The sequence below is a fragment of the Pseudarthrobacter defluvii genome, assembly GCF_030323865.1.
Classification (GTDB): domain Bacteria; phylum Actinomycetota; class Actinomycetes; order Actinomycetales; family Micrococcaceae; genus Arthrobacter; species Arthrobacter sedimenti.
Genome location: NZ_CP066362.1, coordinates 3,743,705 through 3,755,331 on the forward strand (window position 1 = coordinate 3,743,705; position 11,627 = coordinate 3,755,331).

At 67.0% G+C, this 11,627-nt stretch carries 9 protein-coding genes; 6 read left to right on the forward strand and 3 right to left on the reverse strand.

Features of this window, described 5'->3' with window-relative positions:
• Positions 1–23: 23 nt before the first annotated feature.
• Positions 24–740, reverse strand: coding sequence for a protein tyrosine phosphatase (locus JCQ34_RS17500; RefSeq protein WP_286399790.1), 717 nt, complete (start codon positions 738–740; stop codon positions 24–26).
• An 87-nt stretch (positions 741–827) separates the two neighbouring features.
• Complete coding sequence (locus tag JCQ34_RS17505; RefSeq protein ID WP_286399793.1) at positions 828–1,481, reverse strand: DMP19 family protein; 654 nt, start codon at positions 1,479–1,481, stop codon at positions 828–830.
• Between the two features lie 213 nt (positions 1,482–1,694).
• Here JCQ34_RS17505 and JCQ34_RS17510 point away from each other — a divergent pair, with 213 nt between their 5' ends.
• Positions 1,695–5,180, forward strand: a complete 3,486-nt coding sequence (locus JCQ34_RS17510) for a DEAD/DEAH box helicase (RefSeq protein ID WP_286399796.1) — start codon at positions 1,695–1,697, stop codon at positions 5,178–5,180.
• Between the two features lie 170 nt (positions 5,181–5,350).
• Positions 5,351–6,412, forward strand: coding sequence for a glycoside hydrolase (locus JCQ34_RS17515; RefSeq protein ID WP_286399799.1), 1,062 nt, complete (start codon positions 5,351–5,353; stop codon positions 6,410–6,412).
• Between the two features lie 115 nt (positions 6,413–6,527).
• Here the strand turns inward: JCQ34_RS17515 and JCQ34_RS17520 are convergent, their stop codons facing one another.
• Positions 6,528–7,820 carry an ammonium transporter gene (locus JCQ34_RS17520; protein WP_286399802.1) on the reverse strand — a complete coding sequence of 431 codons (1,293 nt, stop codon included), beginning with the start codon at positions 7,818–7,820 and terminating at the stop codon, positions 6,528–6,530.
• Positions 7,821–8,164: 344 nt separating this feature from the next.
• Here JCQ34_RS17520 and JCQ34_RS17525 point away from each other — a divergent pair, with 344 nt between their 5' ends.
• From JCQ34_RS17525 to JCQ34_RS17540, 4 genes are all read left to right on the forward strand, one after another.
• Positions 8,165–9,250 carry a Gfo/Idh/MocA family protein gene (locus tag JCQ34_RS17525; protein ID WP_286404634.1) on the forward strand — a complete coding sequence of 362 codons (1,086 nt, stop codon included), beginning with the start codon at positions 8,165–8,167 and terminating at the stop codon, positions 9,248–9,250.
• Positions 9,250–10,008, forward strand: coding sequence for a ThuA domain-containing protein (locus JCQ34_RS17530; protein WP_286399805.1), 759 nt, complete (start codon positions 9,250–9,252; stop codon positions 10,006–10,008). The genes JCQ34_RS17525 and JCQ34_RS17530 overlap by 1 nt, the downstream gene beginning before the upstream one ends.
• 149 nt (positions 10,009–10,157) lie before the next feature.
• A complete protein-coding gene (locus JCQ34_RS17535) occupies positions 10,158–10,532 on the forward strand; it encodes a cupin domain-containing protein (RefSeq protein ID WP_286399808.1) in 375 nt (124 codons plus the stop codon).
• A 102-nt stretch (positions 10,533–10,634) separates the two neighbouring features.
• Complete coding sequence (locus JCQ34_RS17540) at positions 10,635–11,627, forward strand: NAD-dependent epimerase/dehydratase family protein (protein ID WP_286399810.1); 993 nt, start codon at positions 10,635–10,637, stop codon at positions 11,625–11,627.

The window sequence follows — 11,627 nt, forward strand, 5'->3', positions numbered from 1 at the left end:
CAGTCCAGACTAGCCAATGAGCCTTAGCGGGCCGAAACCGACGGCGCGTGGACCGTGTTGCCCGTGGCCGGAACAGCGGGGACAGCAGGAACCGCGGGGACGGTGGTCTTGCCGTCGACACCCGGAACTGCCGGAACGGCGGGAACTGCGGGAACCGACGGAACAGCCGGAACCTCGGGCTTTTCAGCCTGGACGGACACGGAACCCTTGGTTTCGGCGCCGGCCTTCGCGGCGGCGTCAGCCTTGGTAACGACGTCAGCGCAGTAGCTCTTGATGTTCGCATCACCCTGGGCTGCGATGGACAGCGAGGAGAACGCCTTGGAGGAAGCGTCCAGGCCACCGTGGGTGAAGGCGGTGCAGAGGCCCAGGGCGGCGGGGCCGGCAGCGTCAACGGCCGTGTTGGCCTTTGCCGTCTCCGTTGCGTCGGCGCTGACGTTTTCGTCCGAAGCCTCGGCGGTGGCGGAAGCCTTGGCGGTGGCGTCCCCGGTGGCTTCTGCGGTCTTCACGGCATCGGACACAGCGGCGGTTGCGGTGGGAGCGGGGGTTGCCTTCGCGTCAGCAGCTGTTTCCGCTGCCAGCTTGGGGGCGGGAGCACCGAAGACATCGTGGGCGGTCTGCTGGGCCTGGGTGGGGAGGACGCCCGAGACGGCGGCGGCACCGGTTCCTCCTACTGCCAGGGTTCCGGCGGCCAGGACTCCGGCGGCGACTTTGCTGGTGGCGAGAACGGTGAACACAGACATTTACTTCTCCAAAACCTAGACAACACATCGGACTGGGCCCGCCGCGCGGGCCCATCACCGACTACATCGCCTGGGTTCGCGGAAAGGTTACGGACCTCCAAAAATTTCTTTTCCTGCGCCCAAATCCCCGGAAAAGTTCCGGATCGCCGGTCCGCACCGGCTGCTTCGCAGCGCTCCCGCGATCCGCGAAGCCGGGGCACCGGCGAAGGCCGCTCTCCTGCCGGCCAAGTCAGGAACCAGGGCCGCCGCGCGCTGAATGTAGGGCCCAATCTCCTCGTCATCCAGCACCAGCAGGTCCGGCTGACCACGCAGCCACCTGGAGTTGAGGGCGGTGATGTTTTCGCGCTCCAGCAGCTCTTCAAACTCGCCGTCCAGCTCCGCCAGCCGGAAGACGCCGTCGTGATCAGCTTCGGTGCCGCAGGCTCCCACGGCGCGGTTGAACAGGTCCAGGTGCGCGGCGGCACCCATTGCGGCCATGCCCTCACGCACCAATGCGTCGGCGGCACCGAGGCGCCGGCCCACCATCACGGCATACTGCGCAAAGCCGCCCTCCAGTACCTCGGAAAGGTAAAAGTCCACCAGGCAGCTCCGCACGGCAACCGGAGACATCTCATCCCTGAACAGCAGGGCGTGATGCATGGCGTTGACGATCGCAGCGTTGGCCTCCACCACTTCTTCGTCCCTGCCGCCGTCGATGCTGCTGCTGGTGAGGACGACGGGCAGGTACGTGAGGGTGGCCATGGGGATCCTTGCTGGAGGTGGTGGTGCGCCGGACGCCTTCACGGTACGGGGGAAGGGCCACAGCTGAGCCGGCGGGAAATGAACGCCAAGCGAAGTTTTCGGGGCCTGCGGAGAAAGCGCCCGGCAAAGGCCCGCACTGTGGCGAACTAAGATGGATCAGATAGCCACCCACCGGACCCGGCCCCGCCGTGACCTCCCGAAAGTAGTGCCACCATGCCATCCCAACCGGACGAAAGTGCGGATCTGGCAATACAGACACCTGCCATCAACGACCGCTCGCTGGCGGCCGGACTGGCGTATGCCATGGCCAGCAGGGTCTCCGGCATATCGTTCGACGGCGGTACGGGCCTCATGCTGGGAAAGGTCCGTGGCGGCGCGGAGGTTCCTTACTCCACCACGGCCAAGCTGGTCCGCAGGGCCGGCGGCTGGAGCTGCACCGTGGGTGTCTGCAGTTGCCCCGTCCGGAAGGACTGCAAGCATGTGGCGGCCCTGCTCTTCGCTGCGGAGGACAACCCCTCGGTCCGGATGCAGTTGCTGGCGCCGTCCACCGCGACGCAGGTGTCCCGCGCACCCTCCACCGCCCTTTCCGACTGGGAGCAGGCCCTCAGCCCGCTGATCTCCCAGCCGGGTTCCGCCCCCTCCACCAGCGGGGTTCCCCTGGCGCTGCAGTTCGAGGTGGAGGAACCGCCCCCGCACTTTTCCTACACGGGGCGCCGGGATCCGGTCCGCGGAGTGCGGCAGCTCAAGGTCCGGCCCGTCATCATGGGCGCCAAGGGCAAGTGGATCCGCGGCGACGTTTCCTGGAACACCCTGAGCTACCTGAACTTCCGGCGGGAGTCGAACCAGGCGCACGTGGAGTGGCTGCAGGAGTTCCTGGCCGGCCACTCCTCCTCCGCCAGCCGGATGCACAACTCCGCGGGCCTGTGGCTGGGGCTGAACTCCTATGCCGGGAAGAACCTCTGGGGCCTGCTGTCCGACGCCCGGAAGATCGGGCTCGCCCTGGTCCACTCGCGCGGCACCGAGCCGGTCCGTATCGCCGAGGCCCCTGCCGCCGTCGGGCTTTCCCTGAGCCGGTACGGGGCTCCGGTGGCCGAGCCGTCCGGGGTGGACGCCGCCACGGCAGACGCGTCCGACGGCGGGCTGGAGCTTTCGCCCACCATCACGGTTGAGGGCGCAGAGGTTGATCCGGCGTCGGTGGGCACCATCGGCCGGCCGGCGCACGGGCTGTTCTTTACCTCCGGGGAGGCCTCCCTGCCGGGCGTGCCCGACCCCAACGGAACCATTACCCTGGCCCCGCTCGAGAACGGGCTGAGCGAGGAACTGCTGGCGTTCGTCACGGCGGGAAGCACGCTGCACATCCCGGCTAAGGACGAGTCGCGGTTCCTGACGGGCTTCTACCCGAAACTGAAGCAGACGGCCCGGGTGACGGCGCGGGACGAGTCCGTGGAACTGCCCGAACTCGCCCTTCCCACCCTGTCGCTGCTGGCGAACTACGGTGCCGACCACCGCGTGCGGCTGCACTGGGAGTGGCACTACAAAACCGGCAAGCTGGTCACCGCCCAACCCCTATGGCGGCACCCCGGCGATGCCGGCTACCGTGACGACACCGCCGAGTCCCGCATCCTGGAGGGCGTCGGCCAGCCTTGGGATGTGGTGCCCGCCCTGGGCGAATCGGCCACCGGCGGCTGGGGCACGCCCCGGCTGGCGGCTTCTGCCGAGCTGACAGGCCTGGACACGCTGGCGTTCACGGAGGAAGTGCTGCCGCGGCTGCGGGAGGCGCCGGACGTGGATGTGGAGACCGTAGGCGAGATCGCGGACTACCGCGAGGCCGAGGAAGCGCCCGTGGTGTCCATCTCCACCAAGGCTACGGAACAGCGCGACTGGTTCGACCTGGGCATCCAGATTTCCCTGGAGGGCCAGCCCGTTTCCTTCGCTGCCGTATTTTCAGCCCTCGCCGCTGGCCAGACCAAGATGCTGCTGCCCAGCGGCGCCTATTTCTCGCTGGACCTGCCGGAACTGCACCAGCTGCGGGCCCTGATCGAGGAAGCCAGGTCGCTGCAGGACAATAAGGACGCGCCGTTGCAGATCAGCCGGTTCCAGGCCGGGTTGTGGGACGAGTTGGCGCAGCTGGGGATCGTCGATGAACAGGCCGCGGCCTGGCGGTCCGCGGTGGGCGGCCTGCTGGAGGGCGGCACGGACGGACTGCCGCTGCCGGCTACCTTGAACGCCGAACTGCGCCCGTACCAGCTGGAGGGGTTCAACTGGCTCAGCTTCCTGTACAAGCACGGGCTGGGCGGCATCCTCGCTGATGACATGGGCCTGGGCAAGACGGTGCAGGCGCTGGCACTGATGTGTGCGGCGAAGGAGCTGGCTGTTGAAGCTGCGTCGGCCCTGGCCGAGTCCGACGGCGGTGCTGCCGCTGTCTCCGTTGTGGACGGCGCAAACCGGCCTGCCGCCGTCGCGCCTTTCCTGGTGGTGGCGCCCACCAGCGTGGTGGGCAACTGGGCCGCGGAAGCCGCACGCTTCGCTCCGGGCCTGACCGTCCGGACTGTTGGCGAGACCTTTGCCAAGAGCGGGCAGGATGTGGCGGAAGCCCTGGGCGGCGCAGACATCGTAATCACGTCCTATGCCCTGTTCCGCATCGACTACGAGTCCTACGCCTCCCGCACCTGGTCCGGGCTGGTGCTGGACGAAGCGCAGTTCGTGAAGAACCACCAGTCCAAGGCCTACCAGTGCGCCCGCAAGCTGCCGGCGGCGTTCAAGCTGGCCATCACCGGCACGCCGCTGGAGAACAACCTCATGGAGTTCTGGTCACTGACGTCCATCGTGGCGCCGGGCCTCTTCTCCAGCCCCAAGCGCTTCGCGGAGTACTACCAGAAGCCGGTGGAGAAGAACGGCGACAAAGGGCAGCTGGAGAAGCTCCGGCGCCGGGTCCGTCCGCTGATGATGCGCCGCACCAAGGACCAGGTGATCAAGGACCTGCCGCCCAAGCAGGAGCAGGTCCTGGAGGTGGTGCTGAATCCGCGGCACCAGAAGGTGTACCAGACGCACCTGCAACGCGAGCGGCAGAAGATCCTGGGGCTGATCGAGGACGTCAACAAGAACCGGTTCACCATTTTCCAGTCGCTGACCCTGCTGCGGCAGCTCAGCCTGGACGTTTCGCTGGTGGATCCTGCCTTGTCCGCGGTGCGGTCCTCGAAGCTGGATGTGCTGTTCGAACAGCTCGAGGACCTGGTGGCCGAGGGGCACCGGGCACTGATCTTCAGCCAGTTCACCGGATTCCTGGGCAAGGTCCGGGAGCGGCTGGACCAGGAGGAGATCGAGTACTGCTACCTCGACGGCGGAACGCGGAACCGGGCCGACGTGGTCAGCGAGTTCAAGAACGGCACCGCGCCCGTGTTCCTGATTTCGCTCAAGGCCGGTGGATTCGGCCTGAACCTCACCGAGGCCGACTATGTCTTCCTGCTGGATCCCTGGTGGAACCCGGCATCCGAGGCGCAGGCGGTGGACCGGACGCACCGTATCGGCCAGGACCGGAACGTCATGGTGTACCGGCTCGTGGCCAAGGACACCATCGAGGAAAAGGTCATGGCGCTCAAGACCCGGAAGTCGCAGCTGTTCGCGGACGTCATGGAAGGCGACGCCCTGGCCGGCGGGGCCATCACGGCCGAGGACCTGGCGGGGTTGTTCAAGGAGTAGGACTGCGGGGCGCGGTTCTCGACGCGGTTCCTGGTATTCGACGCCCGTGTTCCTTTTCGCGGCCCACATATCCGGCGCGCCAGGGAACCTGCGCAGCGCGGATGCGTTTGCGCGTCGTCAACGGGCGAATATGCTGGTTCCAACGCAAAACTACAACGTTGGAGAAACCGGTGAACCACCAGCAGACAGCCCCATCAACGGCAGTGCAGTCCGCCGCACCAGCGCCGCTGCTGCCCCTGCGCCCGGACGCCTTCACCGTCCCCTACCGCGATCCGGTCTGGGATGGCCCCACCGACCCCATCCTTGTGGCGGACCACCTCAAGGGCGAGTGGGTGCTCTTCTATACCCAGCGCCGCGCCACCGCCCCGGGACTGACCGGAGTGGAATGGGTGCACGGCACCGGCATCGGCGTCGCGCGGTCGTCCGACGGCGGCACAACCTGGCGCTACCAGGGCACCGTGGAGGGACTCGTCCCACCCGGAACGGAACTGCCGGCAACCCTCTGGGCGCCCGACGTTGTCCGCATCGGCGACCGGTGGATCATGTACCTGACCATCCTGGGCGGCAGGCGGACGGACTGGACCGGGAAGGCGGAAATTGTCCAGTTCGCCAGCCGGGACCTGGAAAACTGGGAGTACCTGGGGGCCATCGACCTGGACTCGCCGCGCGTGATCGACGCCGCCGTCGCACTCTGCGGCGACGGCCGGTACCGGCTCTGGTACAAGGACGAGGCCAGGGGCTCCAACACGTACAGCGCGGTCAGCGACACCCCGGACGACCCGTCCTCGTGGGTTTTGGAAGGCGTCGCCATCCCCGGCCGGCCGCACGAAGGCCCCAAGGTCTTTCAGCTTGGCGGCAAGTACTGGATGATCGTGGACGAATGGCGCGGCCAGGCCGTCTACGGCTCCGATGCTGCGGCGGGCACCTGGGTCCTGCAGGAACACCTGGGCGGGTTGATCCTCACGGCGCCGGAATCGGTGGACGGAAGGGCCGTCGTCGGACGCCATGCTGATGTGGTGCCCCTGCCGGACGTGGTGCCCCTTCCGGAGGGAATGCAAGGTGGAACGTCCGACGGCGGCACGCGGCGGGCGCTGCTGGTCTACTTCACGCATCCCTACTGGGGCGGCGAGGACATCGACACGATGGCACCGGACCCGCGCACGCATCTCAGCCATGTCCGGGCAGCCGTGCTGGAAGTGCGCGACGGAAACCTGATCTGCACGGAACACTAGGCACTGCGCGCAAAATTCCTGGCCACGCAGAAGGGCCAAACCTCGGAACTATAAGCCGGCGGCTGCCGGCACCGGTCCAAGGTTTGGCCCTGACTGGTGCGCTGGACGTGCGGGGTCAGACCCGCTGCGGCGAGCCCAACTCCACCGGGTCCTCGTCCGTCAGGTACGCCAGCTCGGAGTGCGCTGCAAGGTCGATGCCGCGCAGTTCGTCCTCGGGCTTGATGCGGAGGCCGCCCATGGCCTTGTCCAGGATCTTGGCCAGGACCCACGTGACGACGAAGGAGTAAGCCAGCACCGTAACTGTGGCCAGGGCCTGCACGCCCAGCAGTTCGAACCCGCCGCCGTAGAAGAGGCCGCTGACGCCGTTTGGAGCCTTGTCCGTAGCGAAGAGCCCGATCAGCAGGGTGCCAAGGATGCCACCCACCAAGTGGACGCCTACGACGTCGAGCGAGTCGTCGAAGCCCAGGCGGAACTTCCATTCGATGGCCAGCGAGCAGACGGCACCGGCGATCGCACCGATGGCCAGTGCACCCAGCGGGCTGACCGCGCCACAGGCCGGAGTGATGGCCACCAGGGCGGCGACCAGGCCGGAGGCCGCACCCATGCTGGTGGCCGCGCCGTGGCGGAACCGCTCCACGAGCGCCCAGGCGAGCAGGCCGGTGGAAGCTGCCACCGCGGTGTTGAGGAACACCACCGCCGCCGACTGGCCGGCGGAGAGGGCGGAGCCGGCGTTGAAGCCGAACCAGCCCACCCAAAGCAGGCCTGCACCCAGCAGCACCAGCGGGCGGCTGTGCGGCTTGGCGTGTTCCACCTTGGGCCAGCCGGAGCTCTTGCCCAGGACCAGGGCAAGTGCCAGGGCGGCGGCGCCGGCGTTCATGTGCACCGCGGTGCCGCCGGCGAAGTCGATGGCCTTGATGCCGTTGGCGATCCAACCGCCCACGGTGCTGCCGTCCGCCGAGTCGAACGCAAAGACCCAGTGTGCAATCGGGAAGTAGACAATAGTGGCCCAGATGCCCGCGAACAGCATCCAGGCGCCGAACTTCATCCGGCCTGCGGCGGCTCCGGCAACCAGGGCCGTGGTGACGCAGGCAAAGAACAGCTGGAATGCGGCAAACAGGATGACCGGGATGGACGCCGAATCATCCTTGGCCAGCAGCTGCCCCATGCCGGGGAATTCGGTGACGTCACCGATCAGGCCCAGGCCGCCGACGGAGTTGCCGAAGGCCATCGAGTACCCGAACAGGGCCCACAGGACGGCCACCAGGCTGGCGCCGCCGACGCACATCATCATCATGTTGAGGATGCGGCGCGACCCCACCATGCCCCCGTAAAACAGGGCCAGGGCGGGGATCATCATGCAAACCAGCGCCGAGCTGGCCAAAATCCAAGCGACATTTCCCGAGTCCATGGGAAACCCCTTTCAAGATGCGAACAGAGCGGTGAGTTGCCGTCAGAGCCGTTTCGCCGGAGGGACGTGGACGGAGAAACCACGTGCGGCGGAGGGGCGGCTTTTGCCGTCTGGTCTCAATCTATGGCGGCCATTTCTGGTTGGGTTTCAGGGGTGTTAAATGATGGTTTCCTTCATTTGCGCCGGGGTTTCAGGTGTAACGCAAGGCGCAGGAGCACCTGATGTTTCAGGGGCAGGACGACGTGGCAGCGCAGTACTAGGCGGTTGCGGGGCTAGGCTGGGGAAATCCGGGCAGCAACCCACCCCGAAGGAGCCAGCCCTTGAACAGCACGCAGCCCTCCCGCATGCCTCCCACTGAGCTCAGGGTGGGCGTGGTGGGCATCGGCTGGGCCGGCCAGCAGCACCTGAAGGCCTACGCCGCCATCGAGGGCGTCCGCATCGTCTCGCTCGCAGGAATGGAAAATGAGCTCCGGGACTCACTGCGGGCCGAATACTCCATCCCGAACGGCTTCGCCGACTGGAAGGAGATGCTGGACCACGGCGGCCTGGACGCCGTCAGCGTGGCACTTCCCACCTTCCTGCACGCGCCGGTCGCGATCGCCGCGCTGGAACGCGGGCTCCATGTGCTGAGCGAGAAGCCGATTGCGCGCAATGCCGTGGAAGGCCAGGCCATGGTGGACGCGGCGCGGAGGGCCGGGCGCGTGCTGGACGTTGCGTTCAACCACCGCCGCCGTGGGGACATCCAAGCCCTCAAGCAGGTCATTGACGACGGCGGCCTGGGCCGCCCCTACTACGCCAAGGCATCCTGGCTGCGCCGCTCGGGCATCCCCACCCTGGGCAGCTGGTTCACCAACCCTGAGCTGTCCGGCGGCGGACCGCTCGCCGATATCGGTGTCCACGCACTGGACTACGCGCTGTACCTCCTGGGCGAACCGAAAGTTGTGGCTGTCTCCGCCGCCACCCACTCGGAGCTCGGGCCGCAGGGCAGGGGCGGCGGAACCCGGTTTACGGCCCAGGCCTCCAGCCACGCGTTCGAGGTGGAGGACTTTGCCTCGGCCTTCCTGCGGCTTGAAGGCGGCGGAACGCTTGTGGTCGAAGCAAGCTGGGCCACATACCGGGAAGCGGACGACCAGCTGGAGTTCACGGTCTACGGCACCGACGGCGGCGCCGAGCTCAAGGCCCATGGGGCTCCTTTTCCACCCATCGGCGAACTCCGGGTGTTCACTGACAAGGACGGCGAATCCGCCGACTACATGCCCGCCGTCATACCCGGCCGCGCCCACGATGCAGTGGTGGAGGATTTCGTCACCGCGGTGCGCGGCGGCGCGCAGGTATGGGGCCGGCATGATGGCTCCCTGGCGCTGTACCGGGCACAGATCATCGATGCCTGCTACCAGTCAGCACTGGAGCAGAGGGAGGTTCGGCTCTAATGAACGGAAAACTGCGGATCCTGGTGTGGAACGAGGGCGTGCATGAGGCCAACAACCAGCCGTCCCACATCGGGGAGATCTACCCGGAAGGCATCCACGGCGCCATCGCCGCCGGGCTTCGCTTCCATCTTCCGGATGCGGAGGTCACGACGGCGGTACTCGCCACAGATGATGAGCATGGGCTTGCGGAGGAGGTGCTTGCGGACACGGACGTCCTGCTGTGGTGGGGCCACATAGCCCATGCCGAGGTCAGCGATGCCGTCGTCGAACGCGTCCACCGGCACGTGCTGGGCGGGATGGGGCTGATTGTGCTCCACTCGGGGCATTTCTCGAAGATCTTCACCAAACTGCTGGGGACCAGCTGCTCTCTTGCCTGGCGGAACGACGGCGAGCGCGAACTGGTGTGGACCGTGAAGCCCTCGCATCCCATCGCGGACGGCGTGGACAGCCCCATCGTCATCCCCGAGCAGGAGATGTACGGCGAGCTGTTCGACATTCCGGACCCGGACGACCTGATCTTCATCAGTTCCTTCGCGGGCGGTGAGGTGTTCCGCTCCGGCGTCACCTTTACCCGGGGCAAGGGCCGCATCTTCTACTTCAGCCCGGGCGACCAGGAGTACCCGGTGTACCACCACCCGCAGGTCCAGCGCGTTCTGGCCAACGGTGCGAAGTGGGCGGCGCAGCCGGGCCTTGACCGTTCCGCCCCCTCGGTGACCAACCCCGGGCGGGAGTGGTTCCAGGCCGAAAACCGTCATTGACATCGGGTGCCCGCAAGAGCAGATTGAGAGCGTTGATCCATGGGTCCGGCAGGCTCTGGACGGGGCACATCCCGCCCTGCCGGCCCCGATTCCCGGCCGCGCACAGCCCCGGACGAACTCAATAACCACTCCTTACGAAGGAGCCAGCAATGCCCGCAGTAACGGTGAAGGACCTGGAGTCCAAATCATTTGACCAACCGGATGAAAAGCGCCGCCCTCCCAAGACTCAGGTGGACGTAGTAAACATTGGTGGCGCCACCCTTGGCCGGTTCACCTTCGAGCCCGGCTGGCGCTGGTCGGAAACCGTCAAGACGGTGGTCCAGACGGACACCTGCCAGGTCAACCACCTGGGCGTCTGCGCCGCCGGGACCCTGACCGTGCAGATGGCCGACGGAACCGGCATGACCATCCAGGCCGGCGACGCGTACTCCATTCCGGCAGGCCACGACGCCTGGGTGGAAGGCAGCGAGACCTACGTTTGCTATGAAGTGATGAGCGCAGCAGAATTCGCCAAGCCCGCCTGACCCCAAGGTTCCCACGTATCGCCAGGAAAGGGAGGTCCGCCAGGACCTCCCTTAACTGCTGTTGTGGCCCTACGGTGGAGGGAACACAACGATCGGAGAACAATGAAAGTCACCGTCATCGGCGGCAGCGGCCACATCGGGTCGTTCCTGGTTCCCCGGCTGGTCCGTGCGGGCCACGACGTCACCGTCATCAGCCGCGGCAGCCGCAAGCCCTACAGCGAGGCACCCGAGTGGCAGGATGTGCACCAGGTCACCGCAGACCGGGAGGCGGAGGACCGCGACGGGACTTTCGGGGACCGGGTGGCCGCCCTGAAACCGGATGCTGTGGTGGACCTGGTCTGCTTCACCCTTGAAGCGGCAGCATCGCTGGTGCAAAGCCTGCGCGGCGAGGTGGGGCACCTGCTGCACTGCGGCTCCGTCTGGCGGTACGGTCAAAGCCTGAAGCTGCCCATCAGGGAAGGATCGGACTCGGCCGCGGAGCCTTTCGGCGAGTACGGCGTCCAGAAGAACCGGATCGCCCTGATGTTGAAGGAGGAAACGGCGCGCGGCGGACTGGCCACCACGTCGCTGCACCCAGGCCATATCGTCGGACCGGGCTGGCATCCGATCGGCCCGCTGGGAAACCTCGACCCCGCAGTCTGGCAGACCATCTCCGCCGGCCAGCCCCTCCGGGTTCCCGGCAGCGGCGCCGAGCTCATGCACCACGTGCATGCCGATGACGTGGCCCAGGCCTTTGAGAAGGCCATCGCACAGCGGGAAGCTGCTGCCGGCGAGGACTTCAACATCGTCGCCCCCACCGCACTGACCGTCCGCGGCTACGCGGACATCGCTGCGGCCTGGTTTGGCCACGCCGCGGTGCTGGAGACGGTCACGTGGGACCGCTTCCGGGAAGACACGACGCGGGACTACGCCGAGTCCAGCTGGGGCCACCTCTACCGCAGCCAGTGTTTCAGCATTGAAAAGGCGGCCTCAGTCCTGGGCTACGCTCCGCGATACGAGCCGGAGCAGGCCATCTTTGAAGCCGTCGAGTGGCTCGTTGACCACGGCCAACTGCATGTCGCCCGCCCGCTGGGCGCGCCCGCCGGCGTGGAGTAA

Coding starts and splice junctions, on each gene's coding strand:
- JCQ34_RS17500 (WP_286399790.1), bottom strand. CDS start 740: ATGTCTGTGTTCACCGTTCTCGCCACCAGCAAAGTCGCCGCCGGAGTC.
- JCQ34_RS17505 (WP_286399793.1), bottom strand. CDS start 1,481: ATGGCCACCCTCACGTACCTGCCCGTCGTCCTCACCAGCAGCAGCATC.
- JCQ34_RS17510 (WP_286399796.1), top strand. CDS start 1,695: ATGCCATCCCAACCGGACGAAAGTGCGGATCTGGCAATACAGACACCT.
- JCQ34_RS17520 (WP_286399802.1), bottom strand. CDS start 7,820: ATGGACTCGGGAAATGTCGCTTGGATTTTGGCCAGCTCGGCGCTGGTT.
- JCQ34_RS17525 (WP_286404634.1), top strand. CDS start 8,165: ATGCCTCCCACTGAGCTCAGGGTGGGCGTGGTGGGCATCGGCTGGGCC.
- JCQ34_RS17530 (WP_286399805.1), top strand. CDS start 9,250: ATGAACGGAAAACTGCGGATCCTGGTGTGGAACGAGGGCGTGCATGAG.
- JCQ34_RS17535 (WP_286399808.1), top strand. CDS start 10,158: ATGCCCGCAGTAACGGTGAAGGACCTGGAGTCCAAATCATTTGACCAA.
- JCQ34_RS17540 (WP_286399810.1), top strand. CDS start 10,635: ATGAAAGTCACCGTCATCGGCGGCAGCGGCCACATCGGGTCGTTCCTG.